Consider the following 25,743-nt stretch of genomic DNA (forward strand, 5'->3'; position numbering starts at 1 on the left):
CCCGGAGCCGCGAGCACGAGGGGAGGCCGGGAGCATGACGAAGGGCCGCCTGCGCGTGCTCCTCGGAGCCGCGCCCGGAGTGGGCAAGACCTACACGATGCTCGAGGAGGGCCGCCGGCTCGCCGCCGAGGGTCGCGACGTCGTGGTGGCCGTGGTCGAGACGCACGGCCGCTCCGCCACCGCCGCGATGGTCGAGGGGCTGGAGGTCGTGCCGAGGAGGGCCGTCGAGCACCGCGGCGTGCTGCTCGACGAGATGGACCTCGACGCGGTGCTGGCCCGCCGGCCCGACGTCGCGCTGGTCGACGAGCTCGCGCACACCAACGCCCCCGGCTCCCGGCACGAGAAGCGCTGGGAGGACGTACGGACGCTCCTCGACGCCGGCATCACCGTCTTCTCGACCGTGAACATCCAGCACATCGAGTCGCTCAACGACGTGGTGCACGCGATCACCGGAGCGCCGCAGCGCGAGACGATCCCGGACGCGGTCCTCCGCGCCGCCGACCAGATCGAGGTCGTCGACCTGGCGCCCCAGGCGCTGCGCGACCGCCTCGCCGACGGCCGCGTCTACCCGCCCGAGCGCATCGACGCGGCGCTGTCCAACTACTTCCGGCTCGGCAACCTGACCGCCCTGCGCGAGCTCGCGCTGCTCTGGCTCGCCGACGAGGTCGACAGCGCGCTCCGCGACTACCGCGTCGAGCACGGCATCGACAGCACCTGGGAGGCGCGCGAGCGCGTGGTCGTGACCCTCACCGGCGGGCCGGAGGGGGAGACACTGCTGCGGCGCGGCGCGCGGATCGCGGCCCGCGCCTCCGGGGGCGATCTGCTCGCCGTGCACGTGGTGACCCCCGACGGCCTCCGCACTCCCCGGCCGCACGTGCTCGAGGCGCAGCGGGTGCTGGTCGAGAAGCTCGGCGGCAGCTACCACCAGGTGGTCGGCGAGGACGTGCCGCGCACGCTGGTCGAGTTCGCCCGCTCGGTGAACGCGACGCAGCTGGTGATCGGCGTGAGCAGGCGGAGCCGTCTCGCCTCGGCGCTGACGCCCGGCACCGCGTCGACGGTGATCCGCGAGTCCGGCAACATCGACGTGCACATCGTCAGCCACTCCGCCGCCGGGCGCACCGCGGTGCTGCCGAGGCTCGACGGCGCCCTGACGCTGCGGCGCCGCCTCTTGGGACTGGCCCTCGCCCTCGTGGGCGGCCCGCTGGTGACCTGGCTGCTCTCGAGCCTCCGCAGCGACGAGTCGATCACGAGCGACGTGCTCTCGTACCAGCTGCTGGTGGTGGTGGTCGCGCTGGTCGGCGGGCTCTGGCCGGCCCTCTTCGCGGCCGTGCTCTCGGGGCTGACCCTCGACTTCTTCTTCGTCGATCCGCTCTACACGATCACCGTCGACGAGCCTCTGCACGCGCTGGCGCTGGTGCTCTACGTGCTCAACGCGGCGCTCGTCAGCGCCGTGGTCGACCGCGCGGCCAGACGGGCGCGGGCCGCCAAGCGCTCGGGGGCGGAGTCGGAGCTGCTGGCGACGATCGCCGGTGGCGTGATCCGCGGGCAGGGGGCGCTGCAGGCGATCCTCGAGCGCTCGCGCGAGGCGTTCGGGCTGACCGGCGTGCGGCTGCTGCGCGGCGGCGAGCTCGTCGCGGCCGACGGCGAGCCGCAGCCGGAGGGCGATCCCGCGCGCATCGCGGTGGGCGAGGGCGCGGTGCTCGAGCTGCACGGCCGCGAGCTGGAGGGGAGCGAGCGGCGGCTGCTCCAGGTCGTCGCCGCCCAGCTGGACTCGGTGCTCGAGAACGCGGCCCTCAGCGAGACGGCCAGCTCCCTCGCTCCGCTGGCCGAGACCGACCGGGTGCGCAGCGCCCTGCTGTCGGCCGTCAGCCACGACCTGCGCCGGCCCCTCGCCGCGGCCACCGCGGCCGTCAGCGGACTGCGCTCGCCCGAGGTGGTCTGGAGCGAGCGCGACCGGGAGGAGCTGCTCGCCACCGCCGACGAGAGCCTCACCGTGCTCGCCGCGCTGGTCACCGACCTGCTCGACGTGACGCGGCTGGAGGCGGGGGCGCTCGCCGTGGCGCTCGCCCCGCTCGACGCCGCCGACGTGGTGCTCCCCGCGCTCGACGAGCTCGGGCTCGGTCCCGGCGAGGTCGACCTCGACCTCGATCCGGAGGGCCCGGCGCTGCTCGCCGACGCGGTTCTGCTGCAGCGCGTCGTGGTCAACCTGCTCGCGAACGCCGTCCGCTACGCGCCGTCCGGCACCCGGGTGCGCGTGGCCGCCAGCGCCTTCGGCGGGAGCGCGCAGCTGCGGATCGTCGACCACGGCCCCGGGGTGCCCGAGGAGCGGCGCGCCGAGATCTTCGTGCCGTTCCAGCGGCTCGGCGACGACGACAACCTCACGGGCCTGGGCCTCGGCCTCGCGCTCTCGAAGGGGTTCACGGAGGGGATGGGCGGCACGCTCGAGACGGAGGACACTCCGGGGGGCGGGCTGACGATGGTGGTGACGCTGCCGCTGGCGAAGGAGACTGCTGCCGCTGCTCCTGCGGCTCACGTCGCTCCTGCCGTCCCGCACGACGGCGGGTCGGGCGCCGCCCCGCACGAGGACTCCGGAGGAGCCGCATGAAGATCCTGATCGCCGACGACGACCCGCAGATCCTGCGCGCCCTGCGCATCACCCTCACCGCCCGCGGATACGACGTGGTGACGGCCGGCGACGGCACGGAGGCGATCAACCGCGCGGTGGACGAGCATCCGGACCTCTACATGATCGACCTCGGCATGCCCCGGCTCGACGGGGTGGAGGTCATCCACGGACTGCGCGGCTGGACGAGCGCGCCGATCCTGGTGGTGTCGGGGCGGACGGGCGCGGCCGACAAGGTGGGCGCGCTCGACGCCGGCGCGGACGACTACGTCACCAAGCCGTTCTCGATGGACGAGGTGCTCGCGCGCATCCGGGCCCTCTCGCGGCGGGTGCAGCCGGCCGACGGCGAGCCGCTGGTCGTGATCGGCGAGGTGACCGTGGACCTGGTGGCCAAGAGCGCGACGCGGGACGGCGTCTCCGTGCGGCTGACTCCGACGGAGTGGCAGGTGCTCGAGATCCTCATCCGCAACGCGGGCAAGCTGGTCACCCGTCGCTCGCTGCTGGCCGAGATCTGGGGCCCCGCGCACGTCACCGACACCGGCTACCTGCGCCTCTACCTCGCGCAGCTGCGCAAGAAGCTCGAGCCCGACCCCGCGCATCCGCGGCACCTGCTGACCGAGGCGGGCATGGGCTACCGCTTCGTGCCCTGACCGGCCTGTGCTCGGCGGGGGAACCCCGGACCGTCGAGGGGGCCCGCTGGCCGTGGCTCCCTCGACGGGCCGGGATCGCCGGGCAGGTCACCAGTCGTGGACGGTGCCGTCGGCGAGGCGGTTGAAGGGCAGGTACGCGCGCACGTAGGGGTACTTCCCGGCGGCGTCGACGTCGAGCTCGACGCCCAGACCGGGGGCGTCGCCCGGGTGCAGCCGTCCCTCGCTCCAGGTGAACGACTGCTGGAAGACGCTGTCGGTCCGCTCGCCGTGCTTCATGTACTCCTGGATCCCGAAGTTGTGGATCGCCAGGCCCAGGTGCATCGCGGCCGCCATTCCCACCGGGGAGACGTCGGTGGGTCCGTGCATCCCGGACTTGATCTGGTACTGCGCGGCGTGGTCGAGGATCCTCCGGAGGTGGGAGACGCCTCCGGTGTGCGTGACCGCGCTCCGGATGTAGTCGATCAGCTGCTCGCGGATGAGGAGCTGGTAGTCCCAGACGGTGTTGAAGACCTCGCCGATCGCCAGGGGCGTGGTGGTGTGCTGCCGGACGAGGCGGAGGGCCTCCTGGTTCTCGGCGGGCGTGCAGTCCTCGAGCCAGAAGAGGTCGTACGGCTCGAGGGACTTGCCGAGGGCCGCGGCCTGGATCGGCGTCATCCGGTGGTGGCCGTCGTGGAGGAGGGGGAGCCCCGGCCCGAACTCGTTGCGGACGGCCTCGAAGACGCGGGGGACGTGGCGCAGGTAGGCGCGGGTGTCCCAGTCCTCCTCGGTCGGCAGGCCGCCGCGCTGCGCCGGCTCGTGGTCGTAGCGCACGCCGGCGTTGCCCTCGAGGACGGCGTTGGAGGCGATGCCGTAGATCGAGGTCAGACCCGGCACCGCGGTCTGCACGCGGATCGCGCGGTACCCCTGCTCCTGGTGCTCGCGGATGCTGTCGAACAGCTCCGCGTCCGTCCGCCCGGACGCGTGGCCGTAGGCGAGCAGGCCGGTGCGGGACGCGCCTCCGAGCAGCTGGTAGAGCGGCATGCCCGCGGCCTTGCCCTTGATGTCCCAGAGGGCGGTGTCGACCGCCGCGATCGCCGCCATCGTGACCGGCCCGCGGCGCCAGTACGACGACCGGTAGAGGAACTGCCAGGTGTCCTCGATGCGCGAGGCGTCGCGGCCGAGGAGCAGCGGCACGACGTGGTCGGCGAGATAGGAGACCACGGCGAGCTCACGGCCGTTGAGGGTCGCGTCGCCGAGGCCGGTCAGCCCGTCGTCGGTCGTGAGCTTGAGGGTGACGAAGTTGCGGTCGGGACTGGTGACGACGACCTCGGCCTTGTCGATCTTCATGGGATGCCTTTCGTGGTGGGGGATCGGGTCAGGGGTTCCGGCCGGGAGCGCGGTCCATCGAGAACGCGGCGGTCGAGAGGCCGGGCGCCACGGGCGCGGCCTGACCCGTGCTCTCGCGGCGCTCGGCGATCTCGGCGACGATCTGCGCGTGCCGGCGGTCGGTCAGCGGGTAGAACGCCATGATCAGCACCGCGAGCAGGGCCGCGACGGCCGGGATGAGGCCGGCGGCGGCGCGGATGCCCCACTCGGCGTGCTCGCTCTGCTCTGCGGCCCCGGCCACGTAGCCGCCCCAGGCCAGCGCGTACGCGGCGAGGGCGCCTCCGACCGCCTGGCCGGTCTTGCGGGTGAAGGAGAACAGGGCGTAGATCGTGCCCTCGGAGCGGATGCCGGTCTTCCACTCCCCGTACTCGACGGTGTCCGCCTCGATCGCCCAGACGAGCATGTTGACGAGCTGGATGCCGACGTAGGCGAGGACCAGTCCGCCGAAGCCGACCGCCACCGCGTCGCCCGGGGCGAGGAAGACGACCGTTCCGCCGCTGATCAGGACCGCGACTCCGGCCATGTAGGCGTTGCGCTTGCCGAACCGCCGCACGATCGTCGGGACGAGGGCGGCCAGGCCGAAGGTCAGGGCGAGCTGGATGAGCGACATCGCGGCGTAGAGCTGGACCGATCCGAGTACGTCGCGCAGGTAGTAGAGCTGCACGGTCTGGAGCGCGAGCGTCCCGGTGAGGAACAGGAACGAGCTGAGGCAGAGGAAGAGCAGCGGCCGGTTGGAGCGGAGGGTCGTCATGCTCTGACGGAACGTGACGTGCGCGACGTCGCGCTGGACCCGCTCCTTCGCGGTCAGGATCGTGAAGAGGTAGAGCGCGGAGCCGACGACGACGAAGCTCAGCGTGACGATCGAGAAGAGCGACTGCAGATCGGCGCCGGGGACGACCAGCGGGGCCATGAAGGTGCCGAGCCCGGCCCCCACGATCGCGCCGCCGATGGCGCGGGCGCTGGCGAGCTTCGCGCGCTCGGTGCCGACCTGCGTCATCGCTCCGGCGAGCGAGCCGTAGGGGATGTTGACGAGGCTGTAGGCGAGGCCGAGCGCGGCATAGCTCAGGTAGGCGTAGAGCAGGGTTCCGCTCTCGCCGATCTGCGGGACGGAGAAGGTCGCGGCCGAGAGCAGCAGGAGCGGGACCGACCCGAACATCAGGAAGGGCCGGAACTTGCCGAAGCGCCTGCTGTAGGTGCGGTCCACGACCCGGCCGGCGAAGACGTCGGCGAACGCGTCGAAGATCCGCACGACGAGCAGCAGCGTGCCCGCCGCGGCCGCGGAGATCCCGGCGACGTCGGTGTAGTAGACGAGCAGGAACATCGTGGCGGTGGTGAAGGCGAGGTTGTTCGCCGTGTCGCCGGCGCCGTAGCCCACGATGCTCAGCTTGGAGAGCTTCTCAGCGGCGGGCGCTCCGGGCGCGGTGGTGCGGGGGGTCATGCGGGCTCCTTTACCCGGGCGCGGACCCGTCGGGGATCCGCGCCGCATCGAGACGGTGCGAGGGTGGCAATCGGTTGCCGACGGCGCCGGAAGGCGCCGCGCGGAGGGGCGGGGTGGAGGTCTAGGCCGCCTGAGCGGTGACCGCGGCGACGAGGGCCGGGTCGTCGGCGAGGCGCGGGTCGACGAGCCGCAGCAGTGCCTCGACGGGTCGGGCGGAGCCGAGGGCGCGGTCGAGGGCGGGGCGCTGCGCGTCGGGCAGGCGGTCGCCCTGGAGCAGCAGTGCGATCCAGTCGGCGACGGCACGGAGGGAGGCGGCTCCGTCGTGTCCGCCCGCGCGCTCGGCGAGGAGCACGGGCGCGATCCGGATGCGGAGCTTGGCGGTCGCGTCGGCGCCGATCTGCTCGAGGCGGTGCTCGATCCGGGGGTTGCCGAAGCGCTCGAGGAGGGCGGCGCAGTAGGCGTCCGCGTCGAGACCGGCGGGGAGGCCGGCCGCCGCCTCCGCCCAGAACGCCTCGACGGCGCTCCGGCAGGCGGGGTCGGCGATCGCCTCCGCGACGGTGGCGCGGCCCCGCCGGCGGCCGGTGGCGGCGAGGAGCGTGTGCGCGCCGTTGAGGAGTCGCAGCTTGCGCCGCTCGAAGGGCTCGATGTCGTCCACGAAGCGGGCTCCGGCGCGCTCCCAGGCGGGCCGGCCGGCGGGGAAGCCGCCGCAGAGGACCCAGTCGCGGAAAGGCTCGGTCACGACGGACGCGGCGTCGCTGATGCCGGTGAGCTCGGCCGCTGCCTCCCGGTCCGCCGCCGTGGTCGCCGGGGTGATCCGGTCGACGGAGGTCGACACGAACGAGACGGTGCGGTCGATCCAGTCGGCGAGCGACGGGTCGAGCCGCTCGGCGAGCAGGAGCAGTCCACGGCGCACGAGAGGGCCGTTGCCGGAGAGGTTGTCGCAGGGGACGACGGCGAGCGGGCCGGAGCCCGCGTCGCGCCGGGCCGCGAGGCCGAGGAGGAGGCGGCCGAGTGCGGTCGCCGGCGCTCCTCCCGATCGGAGGGCGTCGAGGTCGCTCCGGACGGCGGGGTCGTCCAGGTCGGGGCCGCCGTCCGCGGCGAGACGGTACCCGGCCTCCGTGATCGTCAGCGTGACGATCGCCGTCCCTGGAGCCGCGACGAGCTCGACGAGACGCGCGACGTCCGCGCCGTCGACCGCCTCGACGATGCTGCCCACGACCGTCGCCGAGTCGCCCTCCGGTCCGCGCTCGATCAGCGTGAACAGGCCGTCCTGCGCGGCGAGCTCCTCGGCCGCGCGGGGGCTCCGGCCGGTGAATGCGGCGATGCCCCACTCGTGGTCGTCGTCGACGGCGTGCGTGTACCAGGCCTGATGCGCTCGGTGGAAGGCGCCGAGGCCGAGGTGGACGATGCGGACGGGAGCCGCCGGCAGGCCCGTCGATGCGCGATCGAGACCGCCTCCTCCGCCGTGCCCGCTCACAGCTTGAAGACCTTCCGCGGCTGGGAGTCGACGAGGTCCAGGATGACGGCGCTCGCCGTCTCGGAGTCGATCCGCCCCTCGGCGACCAGGCGCGCGAGGAACGCGGCGTCCAGCCTCCGAGCCATGTCGTGACGGGCCGGGATGGAGAGGAACGCGCGGGTGTCGTCGATGAAGCCGGAGCTCCGCGAGAAGCCGGCGGTCTCCGTCACGGCGGCGCGGAAGCGCAGCACCGCGTCGGGCGCGTCGAGGAACCACCACGGCGCTCCGAGGAACACCGACGGGTAGTAGCCGGCGAGGGGAGCGAGCTCGCGCGAGTGGGTGCTCTCGTCGATCCCGAAGAGGACGAGGTGGAAGCCCGGTGCGTTGCCGAGCTCCTGCAGCAGCGGGCGGAGGGGCTCGGCGAACCGGGTCGCGACGGGGATGTCGTGGCCGGTGTCGGGACCGAAGCGCTCGAAGGTCGGCCGATCGTGGTTGCGCAGCACCCCGGCGTGGACGGTCATCACCAGGCCGTCGTCGACGCTCATGCGGGCGGACTGCAGCAGCAGGTGCGCGGCGAGGACGCGGCTGCCCTCGGCGTCGATCGTGCCGGCGCGGGCGCGGGCGAAGAGGGACTGCGCCTCGGCGGGATCGAGGTCGACGGTCAGCGGCTCCAGCACTCCGTGGTCGGCGGAGACGGCGCCGTGGTCGAGGAAGTACCGGCGACGGGCGCGGAGGGCCTCGAGGAATCCGGGGAAGCTGGACTCCTTCGTTCCGGTGGCGGCGGCCAGGGCGGCGACGCGCTCGGGCCAGCCGGGGGTGGAGGGATCGAGGTAGGCGTCGGGGCGGAAGGTCGGCAGCACGCGGCCCGGGAACGCCGGATCCTCCGCCAGAGCCCGGTGGACGGCCAGGTCGTCCAGCGGATCGTCGGTCGTCGCCAGCACCTCGATCCCGAACCGCTCGAAGAGCGCCCGCGGGCGGAAGGCGGCGGACGCCAGCCGGGCCGCGATCGCCGCGAAGAGGGCGTCGGCGGTGGAGGCGTCGGGCTGCTCGGTGATGCCGAACTGCTCGGCGAGGATCGACTGGAGCCAGTAGCCCGAGGCGGTTCCCGCGAAGATCCGCCAGTGCGCGCAGAACGTGCGCCACACCTCCTCCGGGCCGGCGAGGCGCTCGCCTCCCGGGATGCCGAGATCGCCCAGGTCGATCCCGGCGGAGTGGAGCAGCCGGGTGACGTAGTGGTCGTGCCGGAGGAAGAGCTCGGACGCGTCGGCGAAGGGGCGGTCCTCGAGCAGGAGGCGCGGATCCACGTGCCCGTGCGGGGAGAGGATCGGCAGGTCGGCGACGCTCGCGTGGAGATCGCGGGCGATCGCCCGGGTCGTCGGGTCGATCGGCAGGAGTCGGTCGGGATCGTTCAGCAGCTTCGTCGGCACGGGGCCATCCAAGTATGGGTGCGGAGGAGTGTCAACCGATTGCCAAGACTGTCGCACCGGTTGGCGCGCCGGGGCGCGGACCGGGGTCAGGAGTCGCGGCGGGGTCCCGTCGAGGCGCGCGGGACGAACTCCGTCGGCAGGTCGTCGGCCCGCTCCGGAGCCTCCTCGTCGCCGAGCACCCGGCGGACCGCCCGCTCGCCCATCCGGCCCAGCGGTGCGCTGATGGTCGACAGCGGCGGCGAGGTGAAGTCGCTGCCGAAGATGTCGTCGAAGCCGATGATGCTGAGCTGCTCCGGGATCGCGACGCCCGACTCCTGAGCCGCGCGCATCAGTCCGATGGCGACCAGGTCGTTGTAGGCGATCACCGCGCCGACGCCGGAGGCGGTCACCCTAGCGAGCGCGCTCCTCCCGCCCTCGAGGGTCGAGACGCCCGGCCCGATCTCGACGACCGTCATGCCCCGCTGCGGAGCGCGGTCGAGGAGGAGCTCCCATCGCGCGGCGCTCATCCACGAGTCGGGCGGACCGGCGATGAAGGCGAGGGAGCGGTGGCCGAGGGCCGCGAGGTGGTCGAGCGCGGCGTCGATCCCGGGGGCGAGATCGGGCACGATCCCCGCGACGCCGGGGACCACGCGGTTGAGGACGACGACCGGGATGCGCCCGGCCAGCGCGATGATCTCCTCGTCGCTGAGGCGGGTGCTGACGAGGACGAGCCCGTCGGTGGAGGCGGCGATGCGGTCGGCCGCCTCGGCCTCGCGCTCCCCGGACTCCTGCGACTCGGCGAGGATCATCGTGAAGCCGCGGAGCGACGCCGCCCGCTCCGCTCCGCGCACGGCGGGGAAGAAGGCCGGGTTGGTGATGTCGGCCACCAGCAGCCCGAGGGTCGAGGTGCGGCCCGTCGGCAGCGCGCGCGCCATCGGGTTGAGCCGATAGCCCAGCTCCTTCGCGGCGGCGCGGATCCGCTGCTCGGTCGCGGCGTTCAGCCGTCCGGGCGTGCTCAGCCCGCGGGAGACGGTGGAGGGGGCGACGCCGGCGAGTCGGGCGACGTCGTAGATCGTCGTCGCGGAGCGGCCGCGGCGTCTCGCGGCGGAGGGGCCGGTGGGCGCGTCTTCGCTGGGCACGATCGCGGTCTTCTCTCGAGGGGCACGGCGGCGGACGGGGCGCCGTCCGCCGCCCATGCTGCCACAGGGCCGAGAAGCCCGCCCGGCCCGTCGCTCGCGTCCGGGTCGGGCCGGATCGGGGAGCCCGCGCTCCGGGAGGCCGCCGTCGCCGGTCGGCCGCCCACCGCTCCGGCCCCGTCCAGCGCGGCTCCGCCCCGTCAGCTCCGCTCCGGGAAGGCCCCCTCCTCGCGGATGCGCTCGTTGAGCGCCGCCAGGAACACGCCCTCGTCGAGGTCGAGCGGTACCTCGCGTCCCGTCCAGCTCGAGTAGTGGATGGCGTTGGCGAGCCGGACCCCGAGGATCCCCTCCGCCCCGGGTGCGAGCAGCGGCGTGCCGTGCAGGATGCTGTCCGCGAAGTCCTGCAGGACGGCCGTGTGCTGCTCGCCCCAGACCGACGCCGACTCGATCCGCTCCGTCGTGGAGAGGCCCGCGGTGTCGTAGCGACCGCTGAGCAGGAGGCCCACGTCCTCGGCGCTGAGGGCGGCGCTGACCTCGCGCTCGGGGGCGTTCAGCCGGGTGATCGTCGCGACCCGGGAGTCGTCGACGACGATCCGGCCGCGGTCGCCGACGATCTCGAGGCGGTCGGTGCCGATCGGGTCGTGCGTCGTGGTGACCAGCACGCCGGTCGTGCCCCCGCCGAAGTCGGCGAGCACCGTCGCCTCGTCCTCCACCGCGATGTCGCGGCACCGCCCGTAGCCGGCCTTCGCGACCACCGACTCCGGCACTCCGCACAGCCACTGCCACAGGTCGAGCTGGTGGGGCGCCTGGTTGACCAGGACGCCTCCGCCCTCGCCTCCCCAGGTCGCGCGCCACGCGCTCTGGTCGAAGTAGGCCTGCGGCCGCCACCAGGTCGTGATGATCCAGTTCGAGCGCAGGATCCGGCCGATCCCGCCCTCGTCGACGACCTCCTTGAGCCGGCGGTAGAGCGGGTTCGCCCGCTGGTTGAACATGATCGCGAAGCGCTGACCGGGACGGGCGGCGGCGGCCTCGTTCAGCTCCGCGACCTGCGCGGCGTAGACGCCCGCCGGCTTGTCGACCAGCACGTGCAGCCCGTGCTCGAGAGCGTCGATGCCGATCCCGGGGTGGAGGTAGTGCGGAGTGCAGACGACGACGGCGTCGACCTCTCCGCTCGCGAGGAGGGAGCGGTGGTCGGCGTGGAAGGACGCTCCGGGTGCGAGCGCGGCGGCCGCCGCCTCCCGGGCGGGGTCGACGTCGGCGACGGCGGTGACGACGAGGTCGCGCACTCTGCCGTCGGCGAGGAAGCGGGCGTAGGAGGAGCCCTGGGCGCCGAATCCGATGATGCCGAGGCGGACGGTGGTCATGGGAGGAGTCCTTCGTTCGGGGTGGAGTGGGGGATCCGCGCGGGCGCGCTCGGGGCGTAGGCGGCCTGGACGATCGCGAGCGACCTCGCCGCCTCGCGGGGCGAGATCCAGAAGGGCTCGTCCTCGCCGAGGCGGGCGTAGAAGTCGTGGACGAGCAACTCGTGCGAGGCGCCCCAGTACGAGCGCCCGCCGGATCGGCGCTCCGTGTCCGGGACGACCTCGACGGATCCGTCGTCGCGCCGCACGGTGAGGGCACCGCGCAACGAGACGGTGGCGCGCTCGGTGCGCAGGCGGAGCTCGACCGGCTCGTCCCACGCGTTCGCCACGGTCGCGTAGAGGACGCTGCGCGCGCCGGAGGCGTGGGTGAGCACCAGGTCGGCGGTGTCCTCGACCTCGATCGGCAGCAGGCGCGTGGAGGCGGAGCCGCTCACCGCGACCACCTCGCCGAGGAGCCACTGCAGGAGGTCGACGGTGTGGATCGCCTGGTTCATCAGCATCCCGCCGCCGCCCTCGGCCCGCATCCCGCGCCAGGGGCGGTCGAGGTAGTAGCCGGGAGCGCGGTGCCAGAGCACGGTCGCGGCCGCACCCGTCACGGCACCCAGGGAGCCGGACGCCAGCAGCTCGCGGAGGCGCTGCACGGGCGGGTTGTAGCGGTTCTGGAAGCAGACGCCGATGCCCGCCCCGCCCCGCTCGGCCGCGGCGATCACCTGCTCGCCCTCGGCGACGGAGGAGGCGAGCGGCTTCTCGAGGAGCACCGCGACGCCGCGGTCCAGGGCCGCGACCGCCAGCGCGGCGTGCGTGCTGTGCGGAGTGCAGACGTGCACGACGTCGGGGCGGACGGAGTCGAGCATCCGGACCGCCTCGGGGAAGCCCGGCACCGCGTGCCTCTCGGCGGCCGCGGCGAGCCGGCCCGGGTCGGTGTCGCAGACCGCCACCAGCTCCGCGCCGGGCGCTGTGCCGATCGCCGCGAGGTGGACGGAGGAGATGTCGCCGCAGCCGATCACCGCCGCGCGGACGGTCATCGCAGGTCGATCCCGAGCGAGGAGGCGAGCCCCCGGAAGGCCCGAGCGGCCACTCCGAACGACTCGGGGCCGGAGAATCCGCCGAGGGCGTCCGTGATCGCGAGGTGCGGCTCCAGCGAGGCGACGCCCGTCCAGCCGTCGTCGCGCAGGGCGGTGAGCGTCTCGCGCAGCTGGCCGTCGCCCTCGCCGGCGGGCACCACGGTGCCGGTCGCGGCCACCGCGTCCTTCACCTGCAGGTAGTCGACGTAGGGCCGCAGCGCCGTCCAGCCGTCGTCGAAGGGCCGCACCCCGCACTGCACGAAGTTCGCGTTGTCCCAGGCGAGGCGCAGGGCGGGCGAGCCGACGGACTCGACCAGGTCGAGGATCCGCTCGGGGACGTCGCCGTAGATGTCCTTCTCGTTCTCGTGCAGCAGCACCACGCCCTCGCGCTCGGCGCGGTCGGCGAGCATGCGCATGCGCAGCAGGACGTCGTCGCGGATGCTCTCGACCGGCACTCCCTCGCCCCGGTAGAACGAGAAGACGCGGATGCTCGGTGTGCCGAGGGCGTGCGCGGCGCGGATGACGCGGTCGAGGCGCGCGACCTCGAGCTCGGGGTCGAGGGCGACGTCGACCTTGCCGATGGGCGAGGCGACGGCCGAGACGGACTGGCCGCCGCGCTCGAGCACGGCGGCCAGGCGGGCGAGGCGCTCGTCGTCGAGGTCGACGACGTTCCGGCCCCAGGCGCTGCGCACCTCGATGCTGTGCGCGCCGAGCGCTCGGAGGACGGCGACCTGGACGACCGGGTCGGGGTCGATCTCGTCGCCGAAGCCGGAGAGGGTCCAGGGCGCGGGGTTCTCGGATGCGGTCGTCGCGGGTGCGGTCGTCGCGGGTGCGGTGGTCACGGTGCGTGCCTCGTTCTCGTCGTCGGGAACCGGCGGGCAGGAGCGCCGCCGTGCCACGACCATACGCGTATTGGCAACCGATTGACAAGACCGGAGGCGCGCCTCTACCGTCGGGGGCGTTCCGGGCCGCGGAGACGCCGGCCCCCACCGCGACCGGGAGGACTGCCGTGACCAGGATCGGCGTGCAGGCGATGATGCTGAAGGACGCGTTCGCCTCGGCGGGCGCCTTCGCGACGCTCCGGGAGGTCCGAGCGATCGGCTACCGGTCGGTGGAGATCTCGCAGATCCCGCTGACGGCGGCCACCGTGGCCGAGCTGCAGCGGGCGCGGGACGAGCTCGGCGTCGAGATCGCGGCGATCTCGGCGGGCCTGGCACCGGGGGACTCCCCGGGCGCCGCGCTCGAGGGCGGGCTCGCCGGGATCGTCGCCGACGCCCGCGCGCTCGGCACGCGCACGGTCCGGATCGGCATGCTGCCCGCCTCCGCGGCGGCCTCGCCGGCCGCTCTGCTCGACTTCGCCGACCGCTGCCAGGCCGCCGCGGCGAGGCTCCGCGACGACGGGCTGCGGCTGCTGCTCCACAACCACCACCACGAGTTCGCGCGGCACGGCGGCCGCCTCCTGCTCGACGTCGTCGCCGACCGGGCTCCGCTGCTGGGGCTCGAGCTCGACGTGCACTGGGTGCAGCGGGGCGGGCTCGATCCCGTGACGACGCTGCGCCGGTACGGGGAGCGCGTCGCCCTGGTGCACCTGAAGGACTACCGGGTCGGGCCGCCCGCCGACATGTCCGGCGGGTGGTCCGTGCACGCCTTCACCTCGAACGTGCAGTTCGCCGAGGTGGGGCAGGGCAACCTCGACTTCCCGGGGATCATCGGGACGAGCCTCGCGCTCGGCGTCGACCACCTCCTCGTCGAGCAGGACGAGCGCTACGGGCGGAGCGCGCTCGACTGCCTGCGGACCTCGCACGCGAACCTCGTCGCGATGGGCTTCTCGGACCTGTTCTGAGGAGCGGCCGAGGCTCCTCCCCAGGGATCGGAGCGGCCCGTTCTCCACCGCTCAGGGGTCCGGGTCCCCGCCGCGTCGGGCGCGACGGCATGCTCGACCCGTCGACGGAGGAGGTGGTGGCGGTGGTCGTTCCGGACACTGTGCTCGGCGTGACGGCGCTCGTCGCGCTGGTGCTGTCCGGGGTGCTCCACGCCTCCGTGCGGGTCTGGGCGGCGGGGTCCCGCTGGACGACCGCACGGTCTCCGCGCGCCTGTTCAGGGCGGTCCTGGTGATCATCGCGCTCGACACGGCGTACCTCGTCGTGGCCGGCGAGGAGCTCTTCGCATCCGGGCGCAGCCCCGGAGAAGAAGCAGCCGGATCCGCCGGGGTCCGCCTCCGCTCCGCGGAGCGGAGGACAATGGAGGGACCCCCAGCGAAGGAGACCACCGTGGATCAGCCGCGCATGAACGTCGAGTCGTTCAACCTCGACCACCGCACCGTCGCCGCGCCGTACGTGCGCCTCGCCGACGCGAAGACGCTGCCCGGAGGCGACCACCTCGTCAAGTACGACGTGCGCTTCACCCAGCCCAACCGCGGGCACCTCGAGATGCCCACCGTGCACTCGCTCGAGCACCTGTTCGCCGAGAAGTCCCGCAACCACTCCGACCGCGTGATCGACTTCTCGCCGATGGGCTGCCAGACCGGCTTCTACCTGCTCCTCTCGGGCGAGCCCGAGCTCGCCGAGGTGCTCGGCCTGGTCGAGGCGACGCTCCAGGACATCACCGAGGCCGACGAGGTCCCCGCGGCCAACGAGACCCAGTGCGGCTGGGGCGCCAACCACTCCCTCGAGGGGGCGCAGGAGGCGGCGCGCACGTTCCTCGCGCACCGCTCGGAGTGGGAGACGGTCACCGCGTGAGCACGGCGATCGTCCTGGTCGCGATGGACGAGGAGGCCGCGCCGTTCCTCGCCGCCGCGTCCAGCGCCTCCGAGCCGCGCGCCGTCGGCAACGCGCTGCAGTGGGAGCTCGAGCTCGACTCCCGCGCGGTGCTGCTCGTCCGCACCGGCATCGGCCTCGTCAACGCGGCCGGCGGTCTCACCGCAGCGATCCTGCAGGAGGGCGGCTCCCGGCCGCTCGTGGTGAGCGCGGGGACCGCCGGCGGCCTGGGCGCCGACGTCCGCGTGGGCGAGGTCGTGATCGGCGCCGAGTACGTGCAGACCGACGCCGATGCGCGGGCGTTCGGCTACGCGCTCGGGCAGGTCCCGGGGATGCCCGCCCGCTACTCCGGGGACGACGCGGCGCTCGCCGCGGAGCTCGAGCTGCTGGAGGGGCCGCCGGTGCGCCGCGGCCTGATCGTCTCGAGCGACGTCTTCGTCTCGAGCGCCCACGTGGACCGCGTGCGGAACGACTTCCCCGGCGCGCTCGCCACCGACATGGAATCCGTCGCCCTCGCGCAGACGGCGCACGTGCACGGGCTGCCGTTCGTCTCGGTCCGCGGGATCTCGGACCTCTGCGCCCCCGGCGAGTTCGAGGCGCACGTCGACGACGCGGCCGATCGCTCCGTCGCCGTGGTGCGGGCGCTGCTGCGCGGGCTCGGCGACCGGGACTGATGGACGGGCGGCCCTCCGCGACAGCGCGGAAGGGCCGCCCGGCGGTCAGTCGTTGCCGACGTGCTGGTCGCCGGCCTCCTGGGCCTTGTCGACCTGGCCGGCGAACTTCCCGCCGGTCGCGGAGTCGGCGGCGTCGCCCGCCTTGTCGAGTCCCTTGTCGGTCAGCTCCTCGCCCTTGTCGCTGTTCACGGCGTTCTTCGCCTTGTCCGCGAGTCCTCCGAGATCCACCATGGGGTCGTTCCTTCCGTCGATGAGCGCCCGTCGAGCAACGGGCCGCCGCCAGTCTCCGCCGCTCGGCGAGGATCTGCGCGGGGTTGCGTCTCACGGCCGCGCCGAGGACGATGCGCCTCCGGCCCGGCCCGTCAGCCCGCTGCGCCGAGCCCCGTCACCGCACCGGCGATCGCCGTCGTCTCCTCGCCGTCCGGCCAGCGCAGCCGCACGCCCGGCTCCGTGACGACGCTCCCCACCGCGGCCGTCGCGGTCCAGGGTGTGCCCATCCTCGACTCCCCCCGCCGGTCGGCGGTGATCATCGCGAAGCCGGGGAAGCAGCCGAGCCAGTCGGCGGTGCCGGCCGCCTCGGGGACGGGGACCGCCGCGAGGTCGATCACCGCTCCTCCTCCGCTGGCCTCGGCGAGCATGCCGACCGTCCCCACCAGCCCGGCCATGCTCACGTCCTTCGCCGCCCTCGGCCGCGCGAGTCCGACGGAGGCGGCCATCGCCCGGAGCTCCTCCGCGCGCCGGGACGACGTCGAGTCCCACTGGGCGCCCGCGAAGCCGGGCCGCCAGCCGCCGCCGAGGTCGGCCGTCAGCGAGAGCTCGTCGCCCGGAGCGGCCGCGCCCGGCACCGGCGCCGCGGTACGGCCGAGACCGGTGACGCTCAGGGCCGCCGGCACTCCGAGCTGGGTGTGCCCGCCGAGCACGGGGACGCCCCAGGCGGCGGAGGCGGCCCGCAGACCGCTCACGATGCGCGCGGCGGCGGCCGCGTCGCGAGCGCCGATCGCGTCCATCAGCCCGATGCCGGTCGCGCCCATCGCGGTGAGGTCGTTGACGTTGACCAGCACCGAGCACCACCCCGCCCACTCCGGGTGGCGCTCCACCATGGACGGGACGATCGCGTCGCAGACGGCGATCAGGTCGCTGCCCGGGACCGGTGCTCCGTCGTCGCCGACGAAGCCGGCCCCACCGAGGCCCCCCTCGGCCGCCAGCGGAGCCAGAAGGGCGCCGAGGGCCGCCTTGGCCGCGGTGGCCGCCCGGTCGAGCCGGTCGACCGGCCAGCGCATCCGGGCGTGCTCGACTCGGGCGACGGTGCTCGTGCCGATCCTCCGCCAGCCGAGCCGCCGGAACAGCACCTCGTTGCGCAGCTGCACCGAGGCCTCGAAGCGGAGCACCCCGCGCGCCTCCGCCTCCGCGCAGGCCGCGCGCACGAGGGCGGCACCGATCCCGGAGCCGCCCCGCGCCTCGCGCGCCACCACCAGGCGGCTGCCGGTCCACCAGCCCAGATCGCGTCCGCCGCCGACAGGCGCGATCCGGACCCCGCCGAGCACCGCGCCGTCCGGAGCCACCGCGACGAGCACCACCGAGCGCGGATCGTCGTCGGCGTCGTCGTGGTCGTCGCCCGCGAACAGCCCCTGCTCGGCGACGAAGACCTCGCGCCGCAGGGCCCGGTGCGCGGCGAGCTCGCGCTCCTCCGCCCGCACCACCGTGAACGCAGGCGCGACCCGAACACCCTCGAGGATCGAGAGCTCCACCATCAGGCGCCGGCCGTCTTCAGGACGCCGCAGGCCCCGCACGCCGCGCAGCCCGCACTCTGCCCGCTGCTCAGCATCCCGGCCTCGATCAGGAGCGCGGCGACCTCGGCGCTGACCCGCTCCAGCAGTGACCCGGCCGGCGGGAGCACGTGGTCGACCTCGGTCGCCAGGGTCCCGCGCAGCGGACGGAAGGGCACCACGAAGGGGTAGACCCCCATCCCGATCAGCTCGCGGGCGCTCGTGACCAGCTCGTCCGGGTCCTCGCCGAGGCCCACCAGGAGGTAGGTCGAGACCTGGTTGCGGCCGAAGATCCGCACTGCCTCGCGCCACGCCCAGCGGTACTCGTCCAGGCTGACCCGCGCCTTGCCCGGGGTCCAGCGCTGCCGCACCGCGTCGTCCATCGACTCCACGTGGATGCCGATCGAGACGGCGCCCGCGTCCTTCAGCGCCTGCAGCGCCGAGACGTCGGAGGGCGGCTCGCACTGCACCTGGATCGGCAGCCCGGGGACCGCCGCGAGCACCGCGCGGACGCAGCGCGCGAGGTGGGCCGCTCCGCGGTCGCGGCCCTTGGAGGTGCCGGTGGTCATCACCATCTGGCGCACGCCGTCGAGGCGGACCGCCGCCTCCGCGACCTCGGCGAGCTGGGCCGGGGTCTTGACCGCGATGGTCGCACCGGCTTCGAGCGAGGCCTCGATCGCGCAGAAGCGGCAGCGCTCCGCCTCGTCATAGCGCATGCAGGTCTGGACGACGGTGGTCGCGAGGATGTCACGGCCGTGCAGCCGGGCGATCTTCTCGTAGGAGACGCCGTCGGCGGTGTCGAGATCGTAGAAGCGCGGGCGGCGGACGGGAGTCACGTCCAGGCCGATGTCGGCGCCCTCGAGCAGGAGGCGGTTCCCGCTCACCACGTAGGGGCTGTCGGGGTTCACCGGGATCGCGGCGCCCAGGCCGCCGAGCATCACGTGCCCGTCGTCGCTCGGGCCGGCGCCGGCCTCGCGGTGCACCGGTGCCTCGACGCGGATGCCCTGCAGGGCGATGTCGACGCGAGTGCGGAGGGCGGAGGGGCCGGTGCGGCGGATCCCGGTCGAGTGCGCCCCGCCCGGGGAGTGCGCCCCGCCGACCGGGTGCGGGCCGGCGGCCGGGTGCGCCGCACCGGTTGCCGGCGGCGAGGACGCGGGGGAGGGACTGCGGAGATCGGTCACGAGGACTCCTTCGTGGCACCGCGGAGCGGGCCGGACGGGCCGCGCACAGCGGCGGCCGGGATGTCGGTGCGGTCGTCTCACCCCCCAGTCAAGGCGCCTCGTGTTTCGCCCTCGTGACGGGAGGAACGCGGTCTCGTTACGGATCCGCCGTCACGGGAGCTTCTTCCGGTGGAAACCACTCCGAAACATCCCGGCCGTTGACTGGACGCGTTCCACTCCGCACCACTGCTCCACCCCGGCGGACGTCGTCCCGCGTCGTCTCAGCGCATCCCGCCGGAGCCATGCACTCGCACGCCGCTTCGGCGGACCGACACCAGGAGGAACCATGTCCGTCTCCCAGGAGATCGAAGACCAGGTCAGCGCCAACATCGAGATGTCGCGCTCCGAGATCGCCCACCCGGCGCTCCCGAAGGGCAGCAACCTCTACGGCTCCACCAAGGTCTTCCCCGACTACCAGGCCGAGCCCGGGGAGTCGTACCTGACCCTCGTGCACGGCATCGCCCACGAGTCCTCGGTCAGCTTCGTCGCAGTGCTCCAGGCCACCCGCGCGGCGCGGAAGGGCTACGAGTCCGCGCTCTACTTCTACGGGCCCGGCACCATCAACGCGATGGCCACCCGCGGCTTCCCGACGATCGGCGACTCCGGATTCCCCGGCGAGCAGAACCTCAACAACGCCATCGAGACCTTCATCCAGGAGGGGAACCGCGTCTTCGTCTGCCGGTTCGGCATGGCGCTCCACGGCCTCCGCGAGGAGGACCTGATCGAGGGCTGCATCCCCTGCCACCCGCTCGACGTGCAGGACGCGCTCATCCACTACGCCCGCAAGGGCGCGATCATCAACTCCACCTACAACCTGTAGGCGATCGCGATGACCCTCGTCGGATCGGTCGCGGCGAACTTCACCCGCGACCTGGATCAGAACTACGCGCTCATCGCCTCCCTGGCCGAGGAGGCCCGCGAGAGGGGAGTGCGCTTCCTGGTGCTCCCCGAGGCCGCGATCGGCGGCTACCTCTCCTCGCTCGGCAACCACGGCGACACGGTCGCCACCACCCGCCGCTCCCTCCCGCCGGCGGTGCGCCTGGACGGGCCGGAGCTGCGGCGGGTGCAGGAGATCGTCGGCGACCTGGTGGTGGCGATCGGCTTCTGCGAGCTCGACGACGACGGCGAGACCCGCTACAACGCGGCCGCGCTCCTGGACGGCGGGCAGGTCTACGGCAGCTACCGGAAGGTGCACCAGCCGCTGGGCGAGCACCTCTCGTACTCGCCGGGCCCGGGCTACGGCACCTTCGAGACGCCGGTCGGCCGGGTGGGCCTGCAGATCTGCTACGACAAGGCGTTCCCCGAGGCGGCGCGGTCGATGGCGCTGGACGGCGCCGAGATCATCGCCTCGCTCTCGGCGTGGCCGGCCGCTCGGACGGCGACGGCCGAGAACCTGCAGGAGGACCGCTGGACGTACCGGTTCAATCAGTTCGACATCGCCCGCGCCCTCGACAATCAGGTGTTCTGGCTCGCCTCGAACCAGTCGGGGACCTTCGGCTCGCTCCGCTACGTCGGGAACGCGAAGGTCGTCGATCCCGGCGGCAACGTGCTCGCGACGACGCTGCTCGGAGCAGGCATGGCCGTCGCCGACATCGACGTGCGCGGCGCCTTCGAGGCGATGCGCGGCGGGATGTTCCACCTGCGCGACCGGCGGCCCGACGCCTACGACATCGACCGGGTCTGGAACGGAGGACTCGTCCATGCCTGAGATGACCTTCCACGTCCGCTGGCCGGACGGCTCGGAGGAGCGCTGCTACTCGCCGAGCCTGGTCGTGCACGAGTTCCTCGGGACCGGGACCGCCTACTCGCTCGAGGACTTCGTCGCCCGTTCGAGTGAGGCGCTGCGCATCGCGTCGGACAGGGTGCGGGAGCGGTTCGGGTTCGCCTGCACCTCCGCGATGCAGCAGGAGTCCGACATCCTCCGCACGGCGCAGCGCTTCGAGGGCGGCACGGTCAGGGTGCTCGCGATGGAGCCGCCCGCTCCGGCCGGGCAGCGGGTGCGGCCGTGAGCGCCGCTATCGAGCCCGGGCGCCACGTCGAGGTCGCGGTGGTCGGAGGCGGGCAGGCCGGGCTCTCGATCAGCCGGCACCTGGTCGACGACGGCATCGAGCACGTCGTGCTCGAGCGCGCGACCATCGGCCACGACTGGATCGACCGCCGCTGGGACGCCTTCACCCTCGTCACGCCGAACTGGCAGTGCCGCCTCCCCGGGTACCCCTACGACGGGCCGGACCCGGACGGATTCATGACGCGCGACGAGGTGCACGCGTGGGTGCGCCGCTACGCGCAGAGCTTCGACGCCCCCGTGGTCGAGGGCGCGGAGGTGAGCCGGCTCCGCGAGCGCGCCGGGGGAGGGTTCGAGCTGATCACGAGCGCGGGCGCGATCACGGCCGACCAGGTCGTCGTGGCGACCGGCGGCTACCACCGCCCGGTCCTCCCCGCCGTCGCCGCGCGGCTGCCGTTGGACGTGCTGCAGCTCCACTCCGCCGACTACCGCTCGCCGGAGGCGCTCCCGCCCGGCGGCGTGCTCGTCGTCGGCTCCGGGCAGTCGGGCGCGCAGATCGCCGAGGACCTCTTCCTCGCCGGGCGCGAGGTCCACCTCGCCCTCGGCAGCGCGCCGCGGGTGGCGCGCTTCTACCGGGGCCGCGACTGCGTCGCCTGGCTCCAGGACATGGGCGTGTACGACGTGCCCGTCCACGCGCAGGTCGGCGGGCTCACCAAGCGGGAGTCGACCAACCACTACGTGACGGGGCGCGGGGGCGGGCGGGACATCGACCTGCGCGCCTTCGCCCGCGACGGGATGCACCTCTACGGCCGACTGGCCGGGGTGGAGGGGTCCCGGCTGCGCTTCGCCCCCACGGCGGAGGCGTCGCTCGACTACGCGGACTCGGTCGCGGAGTCGATCAAGGACGACATCGACCGCTACATCGCGGCGCACGGCATCGACGCTCCCGAGGAGGACCGCTGCCGTCCGGTCTGGCGGCCGGAGTCCGAGGCGACCGGGCTCGACCTCGCGCGCATCGGCAGCGTCGTCTGGGCGGTCGGGTTCCGCTCCGACTATCGCTGGGTCGAGATCGGCGTGTTCGACGGCGCCGGCCATCCCACCCACCAGCGCGGAGTGACGAGCGTGCCGGGCCTGTCGTTCCTCGGGCTGCCGTGGCTGCACACCTGGGGGTCCGGCCGCTTCGAGGCGATCGCCCGCGATGCGGGGCACCTGGCGGAGGAGGTCCGGCGAGTGCGCGAGGCGGGGCGCTTCGCTCGGGAGCGCGAGCCGGATCTCGCCGGATAGCCTCCTCGCATGACGGAGACGGTGATGGGTGCGGTCGCAGCGCACTTCGGTCGCGACATCGACCGCACCCTCGCCAAGCTCGCCGGCATCATCGCTCACGCCCGCGAGCGCTCGGTCGACCTGCTCGTGCTCCCGGACGCGACCCTCGGCGGCTACCTGCTCGACCTCCAGCACCCCGGGCCGGACCTGCCGCCGAGCCTCGAGCTCGATGGGCCGGAGGTCGCCCGCGTGGCCGAGCTGGCGGGCGATCTCACCGTGTGCTTCGGGATCGCGGAGCGCGCGCTCGAGGGCGGTCGCGAGGTCCGCTACGACACCGCGGTCTGCGTGCACGGCGGGCGCGTGATCGGCACGCACCGCAAGGTCCACCTGCCGCTGGGCGAGTCCGAGGCGTACCTGCCGGGTCGCGGCTTCGCCGCCTTCGACTCGCCGATCGGGAGGATGGGGATGCTGATCGACTTCGACAAGACCTTCCCTGAGTCCTCGCGCTCGCTGGCCCTCGACGGCGCGGAGGTGCTGGCCTGCCTCAGCGCGTGGCCCGCGAGCGTGACCGACCGCTCCGATCGGATCCGCAACGACCGCCAGGCCCACCTGTTCGATCTCTACGACTGCGCCCGCGCCGCCGAGAACCAGGTCTACCTCGTCTCCTCGAACCAGACCGGCGTGCTCGGCGGCCTGCGGTTCCTCGGGCAGGCGAAGGTCGTGGATCCGGCGGGAGAGATCATCGCGAAGACCTGGGCGAAGGGCGGGCTCGCGCTCGCCTCCGCTGACGTCGCCGGCTCCGTCGCCCGCGCCCGCCGCACGATGCACCACCTCCGCGACCGCGCGGAGCACGCTTACCGGAGCTGAGATGCGGATCTGCCTGCTGACCTACTCCACCCGGCCGCGCGGCGGGGTGGTGCACACCCTCGCCCTCGCCGAGGCGCTCGCGCGCGCCGGACACGACGTCACGGTGCGCATGCTCGCCCGGGGCGGCGACGACTCCTTCTTCCGCCCCGTCGATCCGTGCGTGACCGTGCGGGTGGTGCCCTTTCCGCACCGCGAGGGCGAGCCGGTCGGCGCTCGCATCGTCCGGTCCATCGCCGCGATGGCCGAGGCCCTGCGGGGCGAGGACGCCCCGGTCGTCCACGCGCAGGACTGCATCTCGGCCAACGCGGCGCTCGCCGCCGGACTCGCGCCGATCCGCACGATCCACCACCTGGACGACTTCACCACCCCGGAGCTGCGCGCCTGCCACGACCGCGCCGTCCGGCTCCCCCTGACCCGGCTGTGCGTGTCCGCTGCGGTCGCCGAGGAGGTGCGCGCCGGCTGGGGGCTGCTGCCCGACGTGATCCCGAACGGTGTCGACGCGGCGCGGTTCGCGGCCGCCGTCGACGATCCGCTGACCGGGGGGTGGCGGGCCGAGCTCGGCCCGTACCTCCTCGCCCTCGGCGGCATCGAGCCGCGGAAGGGCAGCATCGAGCTGCTCGAGGCGTGGGCTCTGCTGCGCGAGCGCGGCCACGACGTCGCGCTGGTGTTCGGCGGCGGCGAGACCCTGTTCGACTACCGCGAGTACCGGGCCGCCTTCGACCGGAGGGCGGCCGAGCTCGGGATCGCTCCGGTGATCCTCGGCACCGTTCCGGAGGAGAGGCTCGCTCCGCTCGTCGCCGGCGCCTCCGCGCTGGGCTTCGTCTCGGTGAAGGAGGGGTTCGGGCTGGCGGCGATGGAGGCGCTCGCCGCGGGGGTGCCGGTCGTGGCGCGGGAGCTGCCGGTGATCCACGAGGTGTTCGGGGACGCGGTCCGCTACGGGCGGGACCCCGCCTCCTTCGCCGACGCGCTGGAGGAGGCCCTGACGCTGCCCTCGCCGGACGGCCGGGCCCTGGCCGCCTCGCACTCCTGGGACGACGTCGCGGCCGCGCATCTGCGGTTCTACGAGCGGGTGCTCGACGGCTCGGTTCAGAGCTCAGGAGGAACTCCTCCGGACGGGCCGGGATCCGCGCGAGCAGGCGTGCCCGGATGACTCCGTCCTGCCGCCTGGACACGATCGGGCGCCGCCGGTGACCCGCCGGTCGATCTCGCGCATCGTCACCGGTCTCGCCGACGCCGATCCCGACCGGATCGTCGCCGTGGCCGACGAGGGCGCGCTGACGGCGGGGGAGCTCGACCGCGAGAGCACCCGCCTCGCCCGCGCCTACCGCGATCTCGGCGTCCGGACCGACGACCTCGTCACCGTCTCGCTCTCGAACTCGCTGGACGCGCTCGTCGTCTGCGCGGCGGTCTGGAAGGCGGGCGCCGTGCCGCAGCCGGTCTCGACCGGGCTGTCGGCGGCGGAGCGCGCCGAGGTGGAGCGGATCGCGCGGCCGGCGCTCGTCATCGGCGCGCCCTCCTCCTCCGCTGTCCCGTGGCGCGCGGGCGACTGGCGGCCCGGGCCGGAGGTGCCGGCCGGCTCGCTCGAGGACCGGTGGGCCTCGTCCTGGAAGGCGCCCACCTCCTCCGGCAGCACGGGGCGGCCGAAGGTGGTGCTGGCCGCGGGCCCGGCGCTGCTGGATCCGGACGCGCCGGTCGCGCCGTTCCTGCCGCGCGAGGGCGTGCAGCTGGTGAGCGGCCCGCTGATGCACTCGGCGACCTTCACCTACGCCTTCCGCGGGCTGATGACCGGGCAGCGCCTGGTGCTGCTGCCGCGGTTCGACGCCGCCCGGATCCTCGCGGCGATCGAGGAGCACCGCGTCACCTGGACCCTGCTCGTCCCGACCACGATCCGCCGCCTGCTGGCTGCGCCCGAGCGGTCGGGGGCGGACGTGTCCTCGCTCGCGACGGTGCTGCACCTCGGAGCGCCCTGCGCGCCCGCCGACAAGCGGGCGCTGATCGGCTGGCTCGGCCCGGAGCGGGTGGTCGAGGTCTATGCGGGCAGCGAGTCGAACGGACTGACGATGATCACGGGCCGGGAGTGGCTGGAGCACCCGGGCAGTGTCGGACGGCCGATCAGCGGGACGACCCTGCGCATCCTGCGGGAGGACGGCACGGAGGCTCCGACCGGCGAGCTCGGCCGCATCTGGCTGCACCGCGGCGAGGCCCCCGCCTACCGCTACCTCGGCGCGGGCTCGCGGCGGACGGAGGAGGGCTGGGACACCCTCGGCGACGTCGGCCGCGTCGACGGGGACGGGTGGCTCTGGGTGGTCGACCGCGCCGACGATCTGATCCTCCGGGGCGGAGTGAGCGTCTGGCCGGCCGAGGTCGAGCGGGTGCTGGAGGCCCTGCCCGGAGTCCGCGGGGCGGTCGCCTTCGGCGTGCCGGACACGGAGCTGGGGCAGGCGGTGGAGGCGGTCGTCGACGTGGGCGACGCGGGCGTGGACCCGGCCGGTCTGCTCGCTCGGGCGAACGCCGAGCTGGGCGCTGAGCGGCGCCTCCGGGCCCTCCGGATCGTGCACGAGCCCGTTCGGAGCGACGCGGGCAAGGTCCGTCGCTCCGCGCTCGCCCCCGTGGCGCAGACGCTCGGGACCCACCGTTCCGCCGGCACCCCGGATGGGCCAGAGTAGGCCCTGCGCCCCCGCGCACCGACCCCA

The 25,743-nt window shown here is 74.0% G+C and carries 23 protein-coding genes; 12 read left to right on the forward strand and 11 right to left on the reverse strand.

Annotated elements, in window-relative coordinates:
• The first annotated feature begins 34 nt into the window (after positions 1-34).
• Together C5C57_RS04070 and C5C57_RS04075 are read left to right on the forward strand one after the other, a co-directional pair.
• A complete protein-coding gene (locus tag C5C57_RS04070; RefSeq protein ID WP_104247548.1) occupies positions 35-2,605 on the forward strand; it encodes an ATP-binding protein in 2,571 nt (856 codons plus the stop codon).
• Entirely contained in the window at positions 2,602-3,273 is a 672-nt protein-coding gene (locus C5C57_RS04075; protein WP_104222647.1) for a response regulator, read from the forward strand. The genes C5C57_RS04070 and C5C57_RS04075 overlap by 4 nt, the downstream gene beginning before the upstream one ends.
• A gap of 87 nt (positions 3,274-3,360) precedes the next feature.
• On the opposite strand, the gene manD is transcribed toward C5C57_RS04075, so the two are convergent.
• The 8 genes from manD to C5C57_RS04115 all read right to left on the reverse strand — a co-directional run bounded on the left by manD (position 3,361) and on the right by C5C57_RS04115 (position 13,341).
• On the reverse strand, positions 3,361-4,599 hold the full coding sequence (manD, locus tag C5C57_RS04080) for a D-mannonate dehydratase ManD (protein ID WP_104222646.1): 1,239 nt from the start codon (positions 4,597-4,599) through the stop codon (positions 3,361-3,363).
• 28 nt (positions 4,600-4,627) lie between these two features.
• Positions 4,628-6,076 (reverse strand): glucuronide transporter, encoded by a 1,449-nt coding sequence (uidB, locus tag C5C57_RS04085; protein WP_104225767.1) that lies wholly within the window; start codon positions 6,074-6,076, stop codon positions 4,628-4,630.
• 121 nt (positions 6,077-6,197) lie between these two features.
• The gene (locus C5C57_RS04090) at positions 6,198-7,553 is read right to left on the reverse strand and encodes a mannitol dehydrogenase family protein (RefSeq protein ID WP_258071981.1); all 1,356 of its coding nucleotides are present in this window, start codon (positions 7,551-7,553) and stop codon (positions 6,198-6,200) included.
• Complete coding sequence (gene uxaC / locus C5C57_RS04095) at positions 7,550-8,959, reverse strand: glucuronate isomerase (RefSeq protein WP_104247549.1); 1,410 nt, start codon at positions 8,957-8,959, stop codon at positions 7,550-7,552. The genes C5C57_RS04090 and uxaC overlap by 4 nt, the downstream gene beginning before the upstream one ends.
• A gap of 86 nt (positions 8,960-9,045) precedes the next feature.
• Positions 9,046-10,077, reverse strand: coding sequence for a LacI family DNA-binding transcriptional regulator (locus C5C57_RS04100; protein ID WP_181027190.1), 1,032 nt, complete (start codon positions 10,075-10,077; stop codon positions 9,046-9,048).
• Between the two features lie 197 nt (positions 10,078-10,274).
• On the reverse strand, positions 10,275-11,438 hold the full coding sequence (locus C5C57_RS04105) for a Gfo/Idh/MocA family protein (protein ID WP_104247551.1): 1,164 nt from the start codon (positions 11,436-11,438) through the stop codon (positions 10,275-10,277).
• The gene (locus C5C57_RS04110) at positions 11,435-12,460 is read right to left on the reverse strand and encodes a Gfo/Idh/MocA family protein (RefSeq protein WP_104297328.1); all 1,026 of its coding nucleotides are present in this window, start codon (positions 12,458-12,460) and stop codon (positions 11,435-11,437) included. The genes C5C57_RS04105 and C5C57_RS04110 overlap by 4 nt, the downstream gene beginning before the upstream one ends.
• Complete coding sequence (locus tag C5C57_RS04115; RefSeq protein WP_258071982.1) at positions 12,457-13,341, reverse strand: sugar phosphate isomerase/epimerase; 885 nt, start codon at positions 13,339-13,341, stop codon at positions 12,457-12,459. Before C5C57_RS04115 ends, C5C57_RS04110 begins: the two co-directional genes overlap by 4 nt.
• 167 nt (positions 13,342-13,508) lie before the next feature.
• Between C5C57_RS04115 and C5C57_RS04120 the strand changes: the two genes are divergently transcribed.
• From C5C57_RS04120 to mtnN, 3 genes are all read left to right on the forward strand, one after another.
• Positions 13,509-14,342: a sugar phosphate isomerase/epimerase gene (locus C5C57_RS04120; protein WP_258071983.1), complete on the forward strand. Its 834-nt coding sequence runs from the start codon at positions 13,509-13,511 to the stop codon at positions 14,340-14,342.
• Between the two features lie 397 nt (positions 14,343-14,739).
• The gene (locus C5C57_RS04130) at positions 14,740-15,237 is read left to right on the forward strand and encodes an S-ribosylhomocysteine lyase (protein ID WP_308470894.1); all 498 of its coding nucleotides are present in this window, start codon (positions 14,740-14,742) and stop codon (positions 15,235-15,237) included.
• On the forward strand, positions 15,234-15,929 hold the full coding sequence (mtnN, locus tag C5C57_RS04135) for a 5'-methylthioadenosine/S-adenosylhomocysteine nucleosidase (protein WP_258063331.1): 696 nt from the start codon (positions 15,234-15,236) through the stop codon (positions 15,927-15,929). Before C5C57_RS04130 ends, mtnN begins: the two co-directional genes overlap by 4 nt.
• A gap of 45 nt (positions 15,930-15,974) precedes the next feature.
• On the opposite strand, the gene C5C57_RS04140 is transcribed toward mtnN, so the two are convergent.
• The 3 genes from C5C57_RS04140 to C5C57_RS04150 all read right to left on the reverse strand — a co-directional run bounded on the left by C5C57_RS04140 (position 15,975) and on the right by C5C57_RS04150 (position 18,876).
• Positions 15,975-16,160: an antitoxin gene (locus tag C5C57_RS04140; protein WP_104222638.1), complete on the reverse strand. Its 186-nt coding sequence runs from the start codon at positions 16,158-16,160 to the stop codon at positions 15,975-15,977.
• A 131-nt stretch (positions 16,161-16,291) separates the two neighbouring features.
• The gene (locus tag C5C57_RS04145; RefSeq protein WP_104250269.1) at positions 16,292-17,680 is read right to left on the reverse strand and encodes an MSMEG_0567/sll0787 family protein; all 1,389 of its coding nucleotides are present in this window, start codon (positions 17,678-17,680) and stop codon (positions 16,292-16,294) included.
• The gene (locus tag C5C57_RS04150) at positions 17,680-18,876 is read right to left on the reverse strand and encodes an MSMEG_0568 family radical SAM protein (RefSeq protein ID WP_258059779.1); all 1,197 of its coding nucleotides are present in this window, start codon (positions 18,874-18,876) and stop codon (positions 17,680-17,682) included. Before C5C57_RS04150 ends, C5C57_RS04145 begins: the two co-directional genes overlap by 1 nt.
• A 325-nt stretch (positions 18,877-19,201) precedes the next feature.
• Here C5C57_RS04150 and C5C57_RS04155 point away from each other — a divergent pair, with 325 nt between their 5' ends.
• From C5C57_RS04155 to C5C57_RS04185, 7 genes are read left to right on the forward strand one after another with little or no spacing between them, the layout of a single operon-like run.
• Positions 19,202-19,735 carry an MSMEG_0572/Sll0783 family nitrogen starvation response protein gene (locus C5C57_RS04155; RefSeq protein WP_104247557.1) on the forward strand — a complete coding sequence of 178 codons (534 nt, stop codon included), beginning with the start codon at positions 19,202-19,204 and terminating at the stop codon, positions 19,733-19,735.
• Between the two features lie 9 nt (positions 19,736-19,744).
• On the forward strand, positions 19,745-20,623 hold the full coding sequence (locus C5C57_RS04160; protein WP_104222635.1) for a carbon-nitrogen hydrolase family protein: 879 nt from the start codon (positions 19,745-19,747) through the stop codon (positions 20,621-20,623).
• Positions 20,616-20,924 carry an MSMEG_0570 family nitrogen starvation response protein gene (locus C5C57_RS04165; protein ID WP_104222634.1) on the forward strand — a complete coding sequence of 103 codons (309 nt, stop codon included), beginning with the start codon at positions 20,616-20,618 and terminating at the stop codon, positions 20,922-20,924. Before C5C57_RS04160 ends, C5C57_RS04165 begins: the two co-directional genes overlap by 8 nt.
• Positions 20,921-22,204, forward strand: coding sequence for an MSMEG_0569 family flavin-dependent oxidoreductase (locus C5C57_RS04170; protein ID WP_219812630.1), 1,284 nt, complete (start codon positions 20,921-20,923; stop codon positions 22,202-22,204). Before C5C57_RS04165 ends, C5C57_RS04170 begins: the two co-directional genes overlap by 4 nt.
• A gap of 9 nt (positions 22,205-22,213) precedes the next feature.
• On the forward strand, positions 22,214-23,050 hold the full coding sequence (locus C5C57_RS04175) for a carbon-nitrogen hydrolase family protein (RefSeq protein ID WP_104222633.1): 837 nt from the start codon (positions 22,214-22,216) through the stop codon (positions 23,048-23,050).
• A gap of 1 nt (position 23,051) precedes the next feature.
• The gene (locus tag C5C57_RS04180) at positions 23,052-24,200 is read left to right on the forward strand and encodes an MSMEG_0565 family glycosyltransferase (protein WP_104297329.1); all 1,149 of its coding nucleotides are present in this window, start codon (positions 23,052-23,054) and stop codon (positions 24,198-24,200) included.
• Between the two features lie 37 nt (positions 24,201-24,237).
• The gene (locus C5C57_RS04185) at positions 24,238-25,716 is read left to right on the forward strand and encodes an AMP-binding protein (RefSeq protein WP_104247559.1); all 1,479 of its coding nucleotides are present in this window, start codon (positions 24,238-24,240) and stop codon (positions 25,714-25,716) included.
• The last annotated feature ends 27 nt before the right edge of the window (positions 25,717-25,743 follow it).

The organism is Rathayibacter sp. AY1C5, from assembly GCF_002931705.1.
Classification (GTDB): Bacteria; Actinomycetota; Actinomycetes; order Actinomycetales; family Microbacteriaceae; genus Rathayibacter.

Excerpts from the sequence above, each read along its gene's own strand:
- uidB (WP_104225767.1), bottom strand. The coding sequence starts at position 6,076 with ATGACCCCCCGCACCACCGCGCCCGGAGCGCCCGCCGCTGAGAAGCTC.
- manD (WP_104222646.1), bottom strand. The coding sequence starts at position 4,599 with ATGAAGATCGACAAGGCCGAGGTCGTCGTCACCAGTCCCGACCGCAAC.
- C5C57_RS04145 (WP_104250269.1), bottom strand. The coding sequence starts at position 17,680 with ATGGTGGAGCTCTCGATCCTCGAGGGTGTTCGGGTCGCGCCTGCGTTC.
- C5C57_RS04110 (WP_104297328.1), bottom strand. The coding sequence starts at position 12,460 with ATGACCGTCCGCGCGGCGGTGATCGGCTGCGGCGACATCTCCTCCGTC.
- C5C57_RS04165 (WP_104222634.1), top strand. The coding sequence starts at position 20,616 with ATGCCTGAGATGACCTTCCACGTCCGCTGGCCGGACGGCTCGGAGGAG.
- C5C57_RS04140 (WP_104222638.1), bottom strand. The coding sequence starts at position 16,160 with ATGGTGGATCTCGGAGGACTCGCGGACAAGGCGAAGAACGCCGTGAAC.
- C5C57_RS04160 (WP_104222635.1), top strand. The coding sequence starts at position 19,745 with ATGACCCTCGTCGGATCGGTCGCGGCGAACTTCACCCGCGACCTGGAT.
- C5C57_RS04155 (WP_104247557.1), top strand. The coding sequence starts at position 19,202 with ATGTCCGTCTCCCAGGAGATCGAAGACCAGGTCAGCGCCAACATCGAG.
- C5C57_RS04075 (WP_104222647.1), top strand. The coding sequence starts at position 2,602 with ATGAAGATCCTGATCGCCGACGACGACCCGCAGATCCTGCGCGCCCTG.
- C5C57_RS04105 (WP_104247551.1), bottom strand. The coding sequence starts at position 11,438 with ATGACCACCGTCCGCCTCGGCATCATCGGATTCGGCGCCCAGGGCTCC.
- C5C57_RS04180 (WP_104297329.1), top strand. The coding sequence starts at position 23,052 with ATGCGGATCTGCCTGCTGACCTACTCCACCCGGCCGCGCGGCGGGGTG.
- C5C57_RS04175 (WP_104222633.1), top strand. The coding sequence starts at position 22,214 with ATGACGGAGACGGTGATGGGTGCGGTCGCAGCGCACTTCGGTCGCGAC.
- C5C57_RS04070 (WP_104247548.1), top strand. The coding sequence starts at position 35 with ATGACGAAGGGCCGCCTGCGCGTGCTCCTCGGAGCCGCGCCCGGAGTG.
- C5C57_RS04130 (WP_308470894.1), top strand. The coding sequence starts at position 14,740 with ATGGAGGGACCCCCAGCGAAGGAGACCACCGTGGATCAGCCGCGCATG.